Annotated in this window: 15 protein-coding genes; 1 reads left to right on the top strand and 14 read right to left on the bottom strand. The window is 60.3% G+C overall.

What is annotated here, in order from left to right; translation table 11 throughout:
• Positions 1-65 precede the first annotated feature (65 nt).
• From JHD62_RS06490 to JHD62_RS06435, 12 genes are all read right to left on the bottom strand, one after another.
• The gene (locus tag JHD62_RS06490) at positions 66-800 is read right to left on the bottom strand and encodes a M48 family metallopeptidase (RefSeq protein WP_370541039.1); all 735 of its coding nucleotides are present in this window, start codon (positions 798-800) and stop codon (positions 66-68) included.
• Complete coding sequence (locus JHD62_RS06485) at positions 736-1,506, bottom strand: 1-acyl-sn-glycerol-3-phosphate acyltransferase (protein ID WP_045847553.1); 771 nt, start codon at positions 1,504-1,506, stop codon at positions 736-738. Before JHD62_RS06485 ends, JHD62_RS06490 begins: the two co-directional genes overlap by 65 nt.
• Positions 1,507-1,535: 29 nt before the next feature.
• The gene (gene gmhB / locus JHD62_RS06480) at positions 1,536-2,072 is read right to left on the bottom strand and encodes a D-glycero-beta-D-manno-heptose 1,7-bisphosphate 7-phosphatase (RefSeq protein WP_045847554.1); all 537 of its coding nucleotides are present in this window, start codon (positions 2,070-2,072) and stop codon (positions 1,536-1,538) included.
• 107 nt (positions 2,073-2,179) lie between these two features.
• Entirely contained in the window at positions 2,180-4,240 is a 2,061-nt protein-coding gene (gene glyS / locus JHD62_RS06475) for a glycine--tRNA ligase subunit beta (RefSeq protein ID WP_199102233.1), read from the bottom strand.
• Between the two features lie 3 nt (positions 4,241-4,243).
• Entirely contained in the window at positions 4,244-4,678 is a 435-nt protein-coding gene (locus JHD62_RS06470; RefSeq protein WP_199102232.1) for a surface-adhesin E family protein, read from the bottom strand.
• Between the two features lie 6 nt (positions 4,679-4,684).
• On the bottom strand, positions 4,685-5,575 hold the full coding sequence (glyQ, locus tag JHD62_RS06465; protein WP_045847557.1) for a glycine--tRNA ligase subunit alpha: 891 nt from the start codon (positions 5,573-5,575) through the stop codon (positions 4,685-4,687).
• A 231-nt stretch (positions 5,576-5,806) separates the two neighbouring features.
• The gene (gene tdh, locus JHD62_RS06460) at positions 5,807-6,832 is read right to left on the bottom strand and encodes an L-threonine 3-dehydrogenase (RefSeq protein ID WP_199102231.1); all 1,026 of its coding nucleotides are present in this window, start codon (positions 6,830-6,832) and stop codon (positions 5,807-5,809) included.
• Positions 6,833-6,894: 62 nt separating this feature from the next.
• The gene (locus tag JHD62_RS06455; protein ID WP_199102230.1) at positions 6,895-8,094 is read right to left on the bottom strand and encodes a glycine C-acetyltransferase; all 1,200 of its coding nucleotides are present in this window, start codon (positions 8,092-8,094) and stop codon (positions 6,895-6,897) included.
• 244 nt (positions 8,095-8,338) lie between these two features.
• Entirely contained in the window at positions 8,339-9,304 is a 966-nt protein-coding gene (locus JHD62_RS06450) for a PDR/VanB family oxidoreductase (protein ID WP_233160702.1), read from the bottom strand.
• A gap of 173 nt (positions 9,305-9,477) precedes the next feature.
• Entirely contained in the window at positions 9,478-10,596 is a 1,119-nt protein-coding gene (locus JHD62_RS06445) for an aromatic ring-hydroxylating dioxygenase subunit alpha (RefSeq protein ID WP_199102229.1), read from the bottom strand.
• Positions 10,597-10,733: 137 nt separating this feature from the next.
• On the bottom strand, positions 10,734-11,714 hold the full coding sequence (locus JHD62_RS06440; RefSeq protein WP_199102228.1) for an alpha/beta hydrolase: 981 nt from the start codon (positions 11,712-11,714) through the stop codon (positions 10,734-10,736).
• A complete protein-coding gene (locus tag JHD62_RS06435; RefSeq protein ID WP_304506237.1) occupies positions 11,711-13,279 on the bottom strand; it encodes a BCCT family transporter in 1,569 nt (522 codons plus the stop codon). The genes JHD62_RS06440 and JHD62_RS06435 overlap by 4 nt, the downstream gene beginning before the upstream one ends.
• A gap of 202 nt (positions 13,280-13,481) precedes the next feature.
• On the opposite strand from JHD62_RS06435, the gene JHD62_RS06430 reads away from it, so the two are divergent.
• Entirely contained in the window at positions 13,482-14,387 is a 906-nt protein-coding gene (locus JHD62_RS06430; protein WP_199102226.1) for a LysR substrate-binding domain-containing protein, read from the top strand.
• Positions 14,388-14,419: 32 nt separating this feature from the next.
• Here the strand turns inward: JHD62_RS06430 and JHD62_RS06425 are convergent, their stop codons facing one another.
• Together JHD62_RS06425 and hemB are read right to left on the bottom strand one after the other, a co-directional pair.
• Positions 14,420-14,629: a hypothetical protein gene (locus JHD62_RS06425; protein ID WP_045847565.1), complete on the bottom strand. Its 210-nt coding sequence runs from the start codon at positions 14,627-14,629 to the stop codon at positions 14,420-14,422.
• A gap of 65 nt (positions 14,630-14,694) precedes the next feature.
• Positions 14,695-15,699: a porphobilinogen synthase gene (gene hemB, locus JHD62_RS06420; protein ID WP_199102225.1), complete on the bottom strand. Its 1,005-nt coding sequence runs from the start codon at positions 15,697-15,699 to the stop codon at positions 14,695-14,697.
• Positions 15,700-15,792: the final 93 nt, after the last annotated feature.

Genomic DNA, 15,792 nt, shown 5'->3' with positions numbered 1-15,792 from the left:
GGACTCCTGTGAGATTGAAGTGCGGCCGCCACCGGCTGCCCCGCCGCGCAGGATCAGGCGCGGGGTCAACCAAAGCGGAACAGGCTAGCACCCTGTTGTTTCAACCAATGACGTGCATTCTGCCAATCGGGAAACAGGCGGGCGGTTTCCTGCCAGAAGGCCGCCGAATGGTTCATGTGCTGCAAATGGGCCAGCTCGTGGGCCAGCACATAATCGATGATGGCGAGCGGCGCCTGCACCAGTCGCCAGTTAAGGCGGATATCGCCCCGCGCGGTACAACTCCCCCAGCGGGTACGGGCTGATGACAGCGAAAGCTTGCCGGGCGGACGCGGACATTGTGACTGCATCTGCGCCATGCGCTGGGCAAACAGCAACTGTGCCTGGCGCTTGAGCCAGCCGGATACCACAGCTTGCAGGCCGGCCTCGTCATCCGGCGATACGCCGGATACTTGCAGTACATCGCCATCCAGCCTGGCACTGCGCCGCACTCCGGCTACCCGCTGCAGGCTGATGGGCCGTCCCAGCAAGGTTAAACCTGTCTGATCGGACAGTTGCTGTTTTTGTTCCCGCTGCATCAACACATGGCGGGCAATCCAGTCACGCCGCGCCTGTAACACCTCGTGCAGGCGGGCATGGGTAACACGCGGGTGGGCAATCAGCTCCACCCGGCCATCGGCAATGCGGATACCGATGCTTTTGCGCACCCGGCGTACCAGGTGCACATCCACCGCGCCATCAGGCAGCGGCAGGACGGTCCAGGCGGCGGCGCTTGTCATCGGGATGGGCAAAGGGGCCGACACCGCCGATTTCCTGCTGGCGCGCTTCAATCCACTGCTGCGCCTGCTGGGTCATGGCTTCGGGGCCGACACCGTCTTGCGGATAGATGGCCGGGCCAATCACCACGGTGATTTCGCCCGGATATTTCAGGAAGGCATTGCGCGGCCAGAATTCGCCGGCATTGTGCGCCACCGGCACCAGCGGCATGTCCAGCTGGCGCGACATGCGTGCCGCACCATGCTTGTACTTCCCTGCCACGCCCGGCTTGGTACGGGTGCCTTCCGGAAATACGGTAATCCAGAAGCCGTGCTTCTTGCGCTCCAGCCCCTGCTTGAGCATGCGGTCGTTGGCACGGGCACGGTCGGAACGGTTGATGGCAATCGGGTTCATCAAGGCCAGGCCCCAGCCGAAGAAGGGCAGCCACAGCAGCTCGCGCTTGGCCACGTAAATCTGCGAAGGGAAGATTTTCTGCAAGGCCAGGGTTTCCCAGCCGGACTGGTGCTTGGAACAAATGATGGAGGGCACCGACGGCATGTTTTCCGCCCCGATCACCTTGTATTTCAGCCCCACCACATGCACCAGCAGCCACAGCATGATCTTGGCCCAGCTCTCGCCAAACACATGACGGGTACGGCGCGGCAGCGGCGCAGCAATGAACAGGCCGAGAAAGCACAGCGGCGTGACAATCAGCAGCAACAGCCAGTAAATCAGGTTACGAATCCAGATCATGGGTTAATTCAGCCTCACAACAAACCACTTCAGGAATTGATCAGGTGTTCTGCGGCGTCAAACAGGTCGTCGAACACCAGCGTGCCTTCGGGCAAACCACCCTTCTCCAGGGTTTTCATGCCTTTGCCGGTACGCACCAGAATGGGTTGACCACCAACAGCCGCCACCGACTCCAGATCACGCAGGCTGTCGCCAATCAGCGGCAGGCCCTGCAATTTGACATTGAAGCGCTCGGCCAGCTCCAGCACCATGCCCGGCAACGGCTTGCGGCATTCACAGCCGTGATCCGGCCCGTGCGGGCAATAGGCCACGGCATCGATACGGCCACCTGCCTGACCCACCAGGCGGTGCATCTTCTCATGCATGGCGTTGAGCGCATGCACATCGAACAGACCACGCGCCAGACCGGACTGATTGGTGGCCACCACCACGCGCCAGCCCGCCTGGGTCAGGTTGGCTATCGCTTCCAGACTGTGCGGCAGCGGTACCCATTCCATGGTGTTCTTGACGAAATCATCGCGGTCTTCATTGATGACGCCGTCGCGATCCAGGATGACAAGTTTCATGGTTTTCCTTGGGAGGGAGCATCAATCCGGCCGGTAAACACGCGACCCTGCCGGATTGATACAGGCAATAACTGCGCCAGCCAGCCCGTCACGGGCCGGCCAGACGCTTAATCCGCCAGCAGCGAGATATCCGCCACGCGGTTGAACAGGGCCGCCAGGCGGGCCAGCAAGGCAATACGGTTGGCACGCACGGCCAGCTCGTCCGCCATCACCATCACGCCATCAAAGAAGGCATCCACCGGTGCCTTCAGGCTGGACAGCTGCGCCAGCGCACCGGCAAAGTCGTGGGCGGCAAACTTGGCATCCACCTGGGGTGCCAGCTCGGTCACGGCAGCGTACAGGGCCTGCTCGGCGGCTTCGCTCAGCAAGGCCGGGTTCACCGAACCCACTTCGCCTTCCACCTTCTTCAGGATGTTCTTCACCCGCTTGTTGGCGGCGGCCAGGGTAGCGGCTTCCGGCAGTGCCTTGAAGGCAGCCACGGCCGCCAGTACGGCCGGGACTTCGTTGAGGGTGGACGGAGAGAGCGCCAGCACGGCTTCCACTTCGTCAGCCTGATAGTCCGCCGCCAGGTAGTTCTTCAAGCGGTCCATCATGAAGGCAAACACTTCGTCCGCCGTGGTGGCGGACAGCTTGCCAGCCGGGAAGGCGGCGGCTACCAGCGTCAGCAGGGCCTTGAGGTCCAGCTTGGCTGCCAGTGCCATGCGCAGCACGCCCAGGGCGGCACGACGCAAGGCGTACGGGTCCTTGTCGCCGGTCGGAATCAGGCCGATGCCCCAGATGCCGACAATGGCTTCCAGCTTGTCGGCCAGTGCCACGGCAGTGGCAATGTCGCCCTGCGGCAGGCTGTCACCGGCAAAGCGCGGGTGGTAGTGGCCTTCGATGGCGGCAGCAACCACCTCGCTTTCGCCGTCGTGCTGGGCGTAGTACATGCCCATCACGCCTTGCAGCTCGGGGAACTCACCCACCATGTCGGTGACCAGGTCGGCCTTGGCCAGCAGCGCGGCACGCTCGGCCACGGACTGGTCCGCGCCCAGTTGGGCGGCAATCTGGCCGGCAATCGCTTGCAGGCGTTCCACACGTTCCAGCTGGCTGCCGATCTTGTTGTGGTAAACCACTTCGGCCAGTTTGGCCAGGCGGGTTTCCAGACGGGCTTTCTGATCCTGCTCGAAGAAGAACTTGGCATCGGACAGGCGGGCGCGCAGCACGCGCTCGTTACCCTGGATGATGTGGCTGGGATCGGCGGTTTCCAGATTGGACACCAGCAGGAAGCGGTTCATCAGCTTGCCCTTGGCGTCCAGCAGCGGGAAGTACTTCTGGTTCTGCTGCATGGTCAGGATCAGGCATTCCTGCGGCACCTTGAGGAATTCGGCTTCGAAGCCTGCTTCCAGTACCACCGGCCATTCCACCAGCGCGGTTACTTCGTCCAGCAAAGCGTCGTCGGCGGCAATGGTGGCACCATGCACGGCAGCGGCGTCAGCCAGGCGCTTCTTGATCAGTTCGCGACGGGCATCAAAGCTGGCCAGTACCTTGCCTTGTTCAAACAGCACTCGGGCGTAGTCGTCGGCTTTTTCGACAAATACATCGCCGCTGGACAAGAAGCGGTGACCGCGGGTGGCATTGCGACTGGTGAGGCCCAGCAGGCTGCCGTCAATCACGGTTTCGCCCCACAGCATGATCAGGCCATGTACCGGACGGACGAACTGGTAATCGTAGTCGGCCCAGCGCATCAACTTGGGAATGGGCAGCTTTTTCAGTGCCAGCGCCACGATGTCGGTCAGTACGGCGGACAGTGCTTCACCGGTCTTGGTGCTTTCATAGGCAAACACGTCCTGCTTGCCATCGCTCATGGTGGTGAGCGCAGAAACCTCTACGCCGCAGGAGCGGGCAAAGCCGGCCAGTGCCGGGGTGGGCTGGCCATCCTTCATGCCGGCGGCCACGGCCGGGCCCTTGCGCACGATTTTCTGGTCTGGCTGCACGGCCAGCACGGCCGGGACTTGCACGGCCAGGCGGCGCGGCGAGGCAAACACGGTGGCGGCGGCATCAGCAGCCACAAACTGCAGTTTTTTCAGTTCTTCGGTAATGGTCTGGCCAAAGCTGTGCGACAGCTTTTCCAGCGCCTTGGGCGGCAGCTCTTCGGTGAGCAACTCGATAAGCAGGGTGGCGTTCATGATTTATTCAGGTTTCTTGTGCGGAGCGGATTTGGCGAGATAGCACACGACTTGCAGCATGGTGTCGGCAACCGAGCCTTGTTCCACCGACTGCCATTTCCAGGCAAAACGTTGTACCGGGAACATGGTGGAGTACAGCTGGCGGCCACGCTTGTCGGCATATTCGAAACCGACAAAGGTGTATTGCAGCTTGCTGCAGCTGGCATAGCCGCTGGTGCGCCGGATGAAATACTTGATGTCGGTAGCCTTGTCGTACTGACGTTCGCTAAAGCGCTCCTGATTCACAAAATGGACCAGCCCGTCCTTTTCCACCCAGATGGAATTACGGTCCATCGACAGTTCCAGCGCGGAACCTTGCTGGTATACGCCCCAGTCAGGTTCTGCCGCCATGGCGGGCAGGGACAGCAGGGCCAGAAGCAGACTGATCCGTGTTTTCATGGCCGGTCAGGCCTTGGGGCACATGGGGAAACCCAGTGCCTCGCGCGCGGCGTAGTAAGCCTGGGCCACACCACGCGACAGGGTACGCACCCGGCCGATATAGGTGGCACGTTCGGTGACCGAGATGGCACCACGCGCATCCAGCAGGTTGAAGCAGTGACCGGCCTTGAGCACCATTTCGTAAGCCGGCAGCGCCAGCGGAATGTCCAGCAGGCGCTTGGCTTCGGATTCGTAGTAGCTGAACAGTTCAAACAGCTTGGGCACATTGGCGTGCTCAAAGTTGTAGGTGGACTGCTCCACTTCGTTCTGGTGGTATACGTCGCCGTAGGTCACGCGCTGACCGTTGGGGTAGACCGTCCACAGCAGGTCGTACACGTTTTCCACGCCTTGCAGATACATGGCCAGACGCTCGATACCATAGGTGATTTCACCCAGTACCGGCTTGCAGTCCAGGCCGCCCACTTGCTGGAAGTAGGTGAACTGGGTCACTTCCATGCCGTTCAGCCATACTTCCCAGCCCAGACCCCAGGCACCCAGCGTCGGGTTTTCCCAGTCGTCTTCAACAAAACGGATGTCATGCACGGTGGGGTCGATACCCAGCACCTTGAGCGAACCCAGGTAGAGTTCCTGGATATTGGCCGGCGACGGCTTGAGCGCTACCTGGAACTGGTAGTAATGCTGCAGGCGGTTCGGGTTTTCGCCGTAGCGGCCATCCTTGGGACGACGCGACGGTTGTACATAGGCGGCGTTCCACGGTTCCGGGCCGATGGCACGCAGACAGGTGGCCGGATGCGAGGTACCGGCGCCCACCTCCATGTCGAAGGGTTGCATGATGACGCACCCTTGCTCGTTCCAATAATTCTGGAGGGTAAGGATGATTTCCTGGAAGGTAAGCATAGACGTGGGGTAGCGAGTAAAAAGTCAAAGGTCGATTCTACCGCCTAGCGTCCCCGCCGCAAAGCAAGGCAGTGGCTGAATGCTGCCGTGCGTTGTGCATTGCATGAAATCTTACGGTGCATGTGCAGCCTGTGTGCCAGGGTATTGATCAGCCCGGCCAGCCGGAAAGCAGGCATGAAAAAGCCGGGGCATCCCCGGCTTTGATCAACATCACGCCCTGGCCCGGCCTGCTCAGTTCCAGTCCAGGATCACCTTGCCGCTCTGACCGGACAGCATGGTGGCGAAGCCTTGCTCGAAGTCATCCACCTTGAAGTGGTGGGTGATGATGGGGCGGATATCCAGCCCGGACTGGATCAGCGCCACCATCTTGTACCAGGTTTCAAACATCTCGCGACCATAGATGCCCTTGATTTCCAGGCCCTTGAAGATGACCTGGTTCCAGTCGATGGCGGTATTGGCCGGCGGAATGCCCAGCAGAGCAATCTTGCCGCCGTGGTTCATGGTTTCCAGCATCTGGCGGAAGGCCTGCGGGTTGCCGGACATTTCCAGGCCCACGTCGAAACCTTCACACATGTGCAGCTCGCTCATCACCTGCTTCAGGTCTTCACGCGCCACGTTCACTGCACGGCTGGCACCCATCTGGCGTGCCAGTTCCAGGCGGTAGTCGTTGACGTCGGTGATCACGATATGGCGCGCGCCCACATGCTTGGCAATGGCCACCGCCATGATGCCGATGGGGCCGGCACCGGTGATCAGCACGTCTTCGCCCACCAGATTGAAGGACAGCGCGGTATGCACCGCATTGCCGAAGGGGTCGAAGATGGCGGCCAGATCATCGGAAATGTCGTCCGGAATCGGGAAGGCATTGAAGGCCGGAATCACCAGGTATTCGGCAAAGGCGCCTTCGCGGTTGACACCCACACCCACGGTGTTGCGGCACAGATGACGACGACCGGCACGACAGTTGCGGCAGTGGCCGCAGGTGATGTGGCCTTCGCCGGACACGCGCTGGCCGATTTCAAAGCCGCGCACTTCGGAGCCCATGGCGGCCACCACGCCCACGTATTCATGACCCACATGCATGGGCACCGGAATGGTCTTCTGCGCCCATTCGTCCCAGTTCCAGATATGGATGTCGGTGCCGCAGATGGCGGTTTTGCTGATCTTGATCAGCAGGTCGTTATGGCCGATTTCCGGTTGCGGCACATCATTCATCCACAGGCCGGGAGCGGATTTCAGTTTGGAGAGTGCTTTCATTGCGTTTGCCTGTCTGTGCGTCGCCCGCCAGCATTGTGGCCAGCGGGCAGAGTTAGGGAGGATCAGTCGATCACTTTCAGTTCACGGCCCACCTTGATGAAGGCGGCCACGGCACGCTGCACCTGTTCCACCGTGTGACCGGCAGACATCTGGGTACGGATGCGCGCCTTGCCCTTGGGCACCACCGGGAAGGAGAAGCCGATCACGTACACGCCCTCCTGCAGCAGGCGGGCGGCCATTTCGCCAGCCAGGCGGGCATCACCCAGCATCACCGGAATGATGGGATGCTGGCCCGGCACCAGGGTGAAGCCAGCGGCAGACATTTCATTGCGGAACAGCTCGGCATTGCGCTTGAGCTGGGCGCGCAGCTGCTGGCCTTCGGACTGGATCAGCTTCAGCACTTCCAGGCTGGCAGCGGCAATGGCCGGAGCCAGGCTGTTGGAGAACAGATAGGGGCGCGAACGCTGACGCAACAGGTCGATGATGGGTTTGCGGCCGGATACATAGCCACCGGAAGCACCACCCAGCGCCTTGCCCAGCGTGCCGGTGTAGATGTCCACCTTGTCGGCCACGCCGCACAGTTCTGGCGTACCGGCACCGTTTTCGCCGATGAAACCGACTGCATGCGAGTCGTCCACCATCACCAGCGCACCATGGCGGCCGGCCACTTCGCACAGGGTTTTCAGGTCGGCAATGATGCCGTCCATGGAGAACACGCCGTCAGTGACAATCAGCTTGAAGCGCGCACCGGCCGCTTCGGCGGCAATCAGCTGGGCTTCCAGATCGGCCATGTCGTTGTTTTTGTAGCGGAAACGCTTGGCCTTGCACAGGCGCACGCCATCAATGATGGAGGCGTGGTTCAGCTCGTCGGAAATCACCGCGTCTTCTTCACCCAGCAGGGTTTCGAATACACCGCCGTTGGCGTCGAAACAGCTGGAATACAGGATGGTGTCGTCGGTACCGAGGAAGCCGGAAATGGCCTGCTCCAGATCCTTGTGCACCTGCTGGGTACCACAGATGAAGCGCACCGAGGCGCAGCCATAACCGTACTCATCCAGCCCGTGCTTGGCGGCGTCGATCAGGCGGGCATCATCAGCCAGCCCCAGATAGTTATTGGCGCAGAAGTTGAGTACATGCGCACCACCAGCCAGCGCGATATCGGAGCGCTGCGGGGTGGCGATCACCCGTTCCGGCTTTTCAAAACCATCGGCGCGAATTTGGGCCAGCGTGGCTTCCAGGTGGGCAAGATAGGTATGGTTCATGGCAGGGATGTCCTTGTAGGCCAATCGTGAGGCGCCGGGACTGCAGTCGCAGCGGGATCACCGCGCGCCGGAAACTGTCATCCATTCTAGCCCAGCGTATCCGGCTTTATCAGTGACAGTTGTCAAGGAAATCACGGGCCGGCTGTCACCATGCTGATAGCCTGCTCCGGAATACTGTCACCATCCATTTCAAGTGGACAGCCACCATCCCCCGGTCAGCAGGCCGGGTACGTCATTGAATGGTTTACAGATCCAGCACAATACGGCTGCCTCTGGCGCGCGACACACAAATCAGCATGCTCTTTTGCGCCTGCTTTTCTTCTTCACTCAGGTATTGGTCGCGGTGCTCGGCCTCGCCTTCGACAATACCCACCTCACAGGTGCCGCACACCCCTTCGCGACACAGGCAATCCACGGCCACCGAACCATCCGACTCGATGGCTTGCAGGATGGTTTGTTCTGCCGCCACCGTAATTTCGCGTCCGGAACGGGCCAGCAGCACGGTAAATGCCGCACCACCCGAAGTGCTGGCAGCAAACTGCTCCCAATGCAGGCAGGCGGGCGGAATGCCCTGCTCTGCTCCGGCCTGCTGCACAGCCTCAATCAAGGACTGCGGCCCGCAGACATAGACGTGGTCCTGTTCACCCATTTGCGCCAGCAAGGCTGTGAGATTGCACAGCTCGCCCCGGGAAGCATCATGAAAATGGCAGTGCGCACCGTAGCGGGCCGCCAGCTCGTCGACAAAGGCTGCCTGCTCGCGACTGCGAAAGGCATAGTGCAGCTCAAATGCTGCGCCGCTGGCCTGCAGCTCCTCCATCTGCGACATGAAGGGGGTGATGCCGATGCCTCCGGCAATCAGAATCTGCCGCCCCGGCGTGGCATGTAGCGGGAATAAATTGTTAGGCGGCGATATCTGCAAGATGTCCCCTTCCGCCACATGTGCGTGCATGAAGGCCGAGCCACCGCGCGAAGCTTCCTCGCGTCGCACGGCAATCTGGTATTGCTCCAGCTGGAATGGAGAACCGAGCAGCGAATAGGCATTGTGGATAAGACCGCTGGCGGTGGGCATTTGCACAATGATATGGCTGCCACCACTGAAGGCTGGCAGCGGGCCGCCATCTGCGGCCTGCAAGGTAAAGCGTTTGATCAGCGGACTGGCTTGTTCGATCCGCACCACGCGGACATTCATATTCGGGGACTGAAGGCTCATGTCGATTCATGCTCGGGGTTGACTGAGCCGCGCAGGAGCATGCCCATCCTGCAGGCCGGACAGCATTGGCCCCGGGCATGCACGTGCTATCGGCACAGCATTGGATTTTGCAATTTCACAGGGTTCATCACGGCAGCGGCGGCAACCGCCAGGCAGCGCCGCCGCAGGTGGAATCAGTCCTGATGCTGGCGTGCCACCAAGTGATGGAAGTGGGCAATGCCATGCTCGCTGATGCCGCTGCGCTGGCGGTCGGTCATGATGCGCCCCTGGCCACGATAGCCACGCGATTTGAGCCCGCGCTGCACGCTTTCTACCAGTCGCAGGTCCTCCGGCCGGAACACCGTGCGATACCACTCCACCAGTGCCTGCTGCTCGGCAGTCAGCTCCTTGTTGCGGAAATAGATGTCGTAGTGTTGCAAGGTGGTTTCGGCATCCACCGGGAATTCATAAATCACCGTCATGAAATCGGCTCCCGGCGGTACATTGAACATGGTGCAAGGCCAGGCCCAGTAGCCGCTGAAACTGGGATCCTTGACCGAGGCGTCGAACTTGAAAGACTTCTCGGAGGAGCGTGCCAGCCCGAATTGCAGTGACCAGTTGCCATGCAGGGTGTGCGTGTATTTGTCCACCTGCACCGAGTCGGCAAAGCCCGGATGGGCCGGTGCACAGTGGTAACACTCCATATAGTTGTCGACGATGATTTTCCAGTTGGCTGGCGTGGCCGTGACGAAACGGGCAGCCAGATGCAACTGGTCGATGACCGGGCATGCCTTGCGCAGGCTGTCGGCCAGACCGGGCAATTGCTGCTCCACCGGCCCGGCCGCCAGATTCATGTTAACGAACACGAAACCGGCATACTCCTCCACTTTCAGCGGCGACAAAGTCGCCTTGTTCGCATCGAAATCGACCACGTTTTCGCAATTGCGTGCATGCCCCAGCTGACCGTCCAGCTTGAAGGTCCAGGCGTGATAAGGACAGGTAATCACATTCTTGGCCCTGCCACTACCTTGCAGCAGCTGGTGACCACGATGGGGGCAGACATTGTAAAAGCTACGCAATACGCCATCCCGACCACGCACCACGATGATGCTTTCTCCTGCAATATCGCGGGTGATGTAGTCGTTGGATTCCGCCAGTTCACTGCCGTGTGCCACACAAATCCAGCTATGGGCAAAAATCTTCTCCTTCTCGAACTGATAGACCTTGTCCGAGGTGTAATACTCGGCAGGCAAGGTCCAGGCACGTTCGGGATCGGCACAGAAATCCGGGCTCAATCTGGTGTGATCATTCATGGATGTTCTCCTCTGTCTGGGGTGGTCACAGGGCTGTGAATTCCTGCCCTTTTCTTGTCCGGTCATGCCTTGCGAATCAGCATGGCAAGCCCGGGGGATGGTGCGCAGCGCCACATGGCAGCGCGCTGCAACCCATGTCATGTCTGTCCATGTCGAGTCTGGTCAGCAAGCATGCTAGTGATGGCAGCTGACAGTGCGCGGACCATGCGGGCGGTCTCCGGCCCCTGCTGCCAGAAGCGCAGGCAACCATGCAGCAGGCCACGGCCCAGGTGGCACTGCGCCGCAACACCACTGGCCTGCAGGCGCCGGACGTAGAGCACGCCATCGTCACGAAGCGGGTCGTATTCCGCCACTGTTACAAAGGCGGGGGGCATGCCTTGCAGGTTGGCGGCTGCCAGCGGTGCCAGCCGAGGGTCGGCATGTGTGGCCGGATCCGGTGCGTATTGCGCCAGGTAGTAGGCCATGTCATCACGGCCAAGCAACGGGGCATCAGCATGTTCGCTTGCTGCTGGCTCAGTCGGTACGGTCGCCAGTGCGGGATAAATCAATGCCTGCCCGCAGAGCGGCAGCCCTTGCCTGCCACGTGTCGCCAGGCATAGCGCAGCCGCCAGATTGCCACCGGCACTATCCCCGGCCACGACAACACGAGCGGGGTTGATACCCAGTGCCGGGCCATCCATGCTCAACCAGTCCCACACGGCCAGACAGTCGTCCAAAGCGGCGGGAAAGACATGCTCGGGAGCCAGGCGGTAGTCCACCACCAGCACGCTTGCAGCACACTCCTGCGCCAGCAATGCTGTGATAAAGGCGTGTGAATCCAGACCGCCCAGTACCCAGCCACCGCCATGCAGGTACAGCACACAGGGCCAGCCGGCTGGCGGTGTGGCTGTAGCTGGCCGGTACAAGCGCAACGGGATATGCCGTTCATCCACCGGCAAAACATGGTCCTCCACCTGCACGCCATCCGGCAGCGGTGGCGTGAAATGCCGGCACAGGGCGTCGTAAGCCACACGCATCTGCACCAGGCTGTCATCAGCAGGCTGGAACCGGGCACTCTGGTTTACAAAAGACTGCATTTCTGCAGAAAGCTGATAAGCACGCGCCATGGCCACACTCATGAACCGGACTGCTGGCTGGCCACCTCAGGCGGAGGCTGTTCACCTATCCGATGTGCCGGAACATCGCCGTAATCTTCACGCAGCCACTTGAGCAGGCCATACACCTTGACCAGGGTGATGATGGCAAAGGGAATGGCCGTCACAATCACCGTGGTCTTCATGGTGTTGAGTGGTGCCTTGGCAAAAATCATTGCCAACGGCACCAGGGTGAGCATGACGCACCAGAACAAGCGATCGACAGGGGACGGGTCTTCGCCTTCAGCCAGATTTCGGGTACAGGTAGCGGAAACGGCGTAACCCACCGCATCCATGTGTGCAGCCAGAAAGATCGCCATCACGGCCAGGAAAAATGCGATCACCACACGGCCAGCCGGCAACAACGCCAGCAACTGTGCAATGGCCGATTCTCCTCCCTGATCCTGCAATACCTGCGGCACCGCCACCAGGCCTGTGATGAAGCTGTGCACGCTATAGCTTTCCAGTACGCCGTAAACAAACCAGATACCGGCACAGCCACCCAACATCATGGCCAGCAGCACCTCACGGATGGTTCGGCCACGGGATACCCGGGTGACAAACAAGGCTACGCCCGGCGCATAGGAAATCCACCACAGCCAGTAAAATACGGTCCACTCACGGGTAAACTTGCCGTCGCCCAAGGGGTCGGTAAACAAGCTCATGTCGATAAAGCTGCTGAGCATCAGGCCCAGGCTGGACAACACATTACTGGTAATGAAATGGGTAGGCCCCAGCAGATAGACATAAGCGGCTAGGGCCAGCACGCCCCAGCACACCATCTGGCTAAGACGCTTCATGCCACCATCCATGCCCACCCAGGATGACAGGGTGAACAGCACAGCAACCGACAGAATCACCACCAGCTGCGTGACAAAATTGTCCGGAATGCCGGTAAGGGTGGACAACAGACGGGTAAAGGTGGTGGCAGTCAGTACCAGGGAAATGGTCAATGCGCCAAACATGCACAGCATGAACAGCAAATCCACCAGCCGGCCCAAGGCACCATCAGGCTTGCGACCGGTAATGCTGCCGACAATGGCAGCCAGGCTCAGTCCCTTGTTCTTGCGCACATGAAAGTAGTAGCACATGGCTACCGAGCCCACGGCATACATGGCCCAGGCACTCAGGCCGGAATGAAACAGGGAATACGCCACACTGTATTTCAGCGCCTGCGGTGAAGCCGGGGGCAGGTTCAGGCCAGGGGTCTGGTAGTAATAGGCCCAGTCCAGAAAGCCCCAGTACAAGGCCGACGAACCCATGCCGGACATGATGAACATGAAAATCCACGACAAGGTGGAATAGTCGGGACCGCCTTCACCCAGCCGGATCAGCCCGTACTTGCTCATCCCCAGCCAGATGACAAACAGGACCGAACAAAAGGCAAACAACAGGATGGGCGAGGCAAACACCGTGGTACACCAGTACATCAACCGGTCTGCAACTGCGATGGATGCCTGCGGCATGAGGATCATGACCATCACCATCGCAAAAACAATCACCAGGCTGACCAGAGCCAGTGGCATGTCCCGCCGGTTTGGTTTGCTCATGTTCATGACGCCTCCTGCCAGTGCAATCCTGCCGGCAGCAGTACTTGCCCGCTGCCATCAGCCGTTATGACTGCAATTTTGTAAGCCTTCATCCCACCCTCCTCTGTTCTTTCGCCGTAATGCAAGGTGACACCGAGCGCTAGCATGGCGGAAAAGCAAGCCGGGATAATTGGCAGCTCTGTGCATACAGAAGACACGAAACATGAAGGATTTGCTGCAGCTGGAAGATTTGCGTGTTTTTTGCCTGGTGGTACGCAAGGGCGGGTTTACTGCGGCGGCCGAAGCCATGGCCGCCTCACCGGCCTATGTCAGCAAGCGCATCCGCGTGCTGGAACAAAGCCTGGGCTGTCGCCTGATCAACCGCACCACCCGGCGCATAGCACTGACAGAACAAGGAGAACGCATCCACGGCTGGGCCGGAAAGATACTGCAGGATGTAGAACAGATGAGCGTGGAGATTGGCACCGCCCAACAGCAGCCGCGCGGCATTATCCGCATCAGCAGCAGCTTCGGCTTTGGCAGGGTTCACCTGGCGCCGGCACTGGGCGAGCTGGCACGACATTACCCGGAGCTGAGCATACGGCTGGAACTGGCTGATTGCCTGATCGACCTGGCACAAGAAGGCATTGATCTGGACATCCGGGTGGGCAACGAAATTGCCCCGCAACTGCTGGCCCGCAAGCTGGTGGAAAACCGGCGCATCCTGTGCGCTTCACCGGACTACCTGTTGCGACACGGCCACCCGACCGGGCTGGAAGCACTGATGCAGCACAACTGCCTGGTGATCAAGGAAAGGGATCATCCCTTCGGGGTATGGCGGCTGACCGGCCCGCACGGTGAGCACAGCATCCGGGTGCAAGGCGCCCTGGCTGCCAACCATGGCGAGGTGGTTCACCAATGGGCCTTGCAGGGGCACGGCATCATGCTGCGTTCGCTATGGGACGTGGCAGGCGAACTGGAACGGGGTGAACTGGTGCAGGTTTTACCCGAATACTACCTGCAGGCAGACATCTGGGCGGTGTATCCGGACAAACTGGCCAACTCGGCCAAGCTGCGGGTGTGTGTGGAATTCTTCCAGCACTATTTCGGACAGGGCAAGCTGGCCTGACGACAACCAGCCATGCCCGATGGGGAGCAGCACTACTTGGGCTTGCGCAAGCTGGGCGGCGTATGCCCGGCAGGAGTGTCCGCGTCTTGCTCCTCGTCATCATCCGCATAAGGCTGCGGTTTGACGCCGGGCAAATCAACCGGTGGCGGGGCCTTGGACAGACGTGCCAGCGAGCCGATGGTGGACATCACCAGCGCCACGATGACAAACAGCCAGAACCAGGTGGAGTGCAGAATATCCATGGCCTCTTCCTTCAGGGGTTCACTTGCCACCGTCCGGCAGGCATCCGGCCAGTGGCAAGCAAAGGTCAGCCGCGACGCAGCACACGCGCTGCATCCAGCGCAAAGTAAGTCAGAATGCCATCGGCCCCGGCACGCTTGAAGGCCATCAGGCTTTCCATCATGCATTTCTCTTCGTTCAGCCAGCCGTTCTGGAATGCTGCTTTCAGCATCGCGTACTCACCGGATACCTGATAAGCGTAGGTTGGCACGCGGAAGGTGTCTTTCACGCGGCGAATCACGTCCAGATAAGGCATGCCCGGCTTGATCATCACCATGTCGGCACCCTCTTCCAGATCCATCGCCACTTCCTGGATGGCTTCGTCCAGATTGGCCGGATCCATCTGGTAGTTGTACTTGTCGGCCTTGCCCAGATTACCTGCCGAACCGACCGCATCGCGGAAGGGGCCGTAGAAAGCCGAAGCATACTTGGCCGAGTAAGCCAGGATCTTGGTGTGAATGAAACCGGCTTCTTCAAACGCATCGCGCAGCGCACCAATACGGCCATCCATCATGTCGGACGGGCCGAACACATCCACCCCGGCTTCGGCATGGCACAAGCCCTGACGAATCAGCACTTCGGTAGTTTCATCGTTCAGGACATAGCCGCTGTCATCAATCAGGCCATCCTGACCATGTACGGTATACGGGTCCAGCGCACCGTCGGTCATGACGCCCAGCTCGGGAAAACGCTGCTTGAGCGCGCGCACCACGGTGGGCACCAGGCCATCCGGGTTGTAAGCCTCCTGCGCCGCATTGTCCTTGCCGGTTTCAATCACCGGAAACAGCGACAGCATCGGAATACCCAGCTCCACCGCCTGTTCGGCGGTATACAGCAGTTTGTCCAGACTTTGCCGTACCACCCCCGGCATCGACGCCACGGCCTGTTCACGGTTCTCACCTTCCAGCACGAACACCGGGTATATCAGATCATTGGTGGTGAGCACGTTTTCACGCATCAGGCGACGAGAGAAATCATCCTTGCGCATGCGACGCATGCGGGTGGCCGGGAAATAGCGGTTGGCAAAAATCATGGTGTTTCCATCACAAGGGACAATGGCGATGGGCGGAATTGTACGCCTGTTGCTGCGGGCTGGCAGCGCCATTCGCCATTTTGCCGTCGGCAC

The sequence above is a fragment of the Aquitalea sp. ASV11 genome (genome assembly GCF_016429185.1).
GTDB lineage: Bacteria > Pseudomonadota > Gammaproteobacteria > Burkholderiales > Chromobacteriaceae > Aquitalea > Aquitalea pelogenes.
The sequence above is the reverse complement of the archived record's forward strand: the minus strand, read 5'-3'. Positions and strand labels throughout refer to the sequence as shown.

What these genes read in the sequence shown, in the direction of transcription:
- JHD62_RS06485 (WP_045847553.1), bottom strand. Translation starts at nt 1,506, where the DNA reads ATGATCTGGATTCGTAACCTGATTTACTGGCTGTTGCTGCTGATTGTC.
- gmhB (WP_045847554.1), bottom strand. Translation starts at nt 2,072, where the DNA reads ATGAAACTTGTCATCCTGGATCGCGACGGCGTCATCAATGAAGACCGC.
- glyS (WP_199102233.1), bottom strand. Translation starts at nt 4,240, where the DNA reads ATGAACGCCACCCTGCTTATCGAGTTGCTCACCGAAGAGCTGCCGCCC.
- JHD62_RS06470 (WP_199102232.1), bottom strand. Translation starts at nt 4,678, where the DNA reads ATGAAAACACGGATCAGTCTGCTTCTGGCCCTGCTGTCCCTGCCCGCC.
- glyQ (WP_045847557.1), bottom strand. Translation starts at nt 5,575, where the DNA reads ATGCTTACCTTCCAGGAAATCATCCTTACCCTCCAGAATTATTGGAAC.
- tdh (WP_199102231.1), bottom strand. Translation starts at nt 6,832, where the DNA reads ATGAAAGCACTCTCCAAACTGAAATCCGCTCCCGGCCTGTGGATGAAT.
- JHD62_RS06455 (WP_199102230.1), bottom strand. Translation starts at nt 8,094, where the DNA reads ATGAACCATACCTATCTTGCCCACCTGGAAGCCACGCTGGCCCAAATT.
- JHD62_RS06450 (WP_233160702.1), bottom strand. Translation starts at nt 9,304, where the DNA reads ATGAGCCTTCAGTCCCCGAATATGAATGTCCGCGTGGTGCGGATCGAA.
- JHD62_RS06445 (WP_199102229.1), bottom strand. Translation starts at nt 10,596, where the DNA reads ATGAATGATCACACCAGATTGAGCCCGGATTTCTGTGCCGATCCCGAA.
- JHD62_RS06440 (WP_199102228.1), bottom strand. Translation starts at nt 11,714, where the DNA reads ATGAGTGTGGCCATGGCGCGTGCTTATCAGCTTTCTGCAGAAATGCAG.
- JHD62_RS06435 (WP_304506237.1), bottom strand. Translation starts at nt 13,279, where the DNA reads ATGAGCAAACCAAACCGGCGGGACATGCCACTGGCTCTGGTCAGCCTG.
- JHD62_RS06430 (WP_199102226.1), top strand. Translation starts at nt 13,482, where the DNA reads ATGAAGGATTTGCTGCAGCTGGAAGATTTGCGTGTTTTTTGCCTGGTG.
- JHD62_RS06425 (WP_045847565.1), bottom strand. Translation starts at nt 14,629, where the DNA reads ATGGATATTCTGCACTCCACCTGGTTCTGGCTGTTTGTCATCGTGGCG.
- hemB (WP_199102225.1), bottom strand. Translation starts at nt 15,699, where the DNA reads ATGATTTTTGCCAACCGCTATTTCCCGGCCACCCGCATGCGTCGCATG.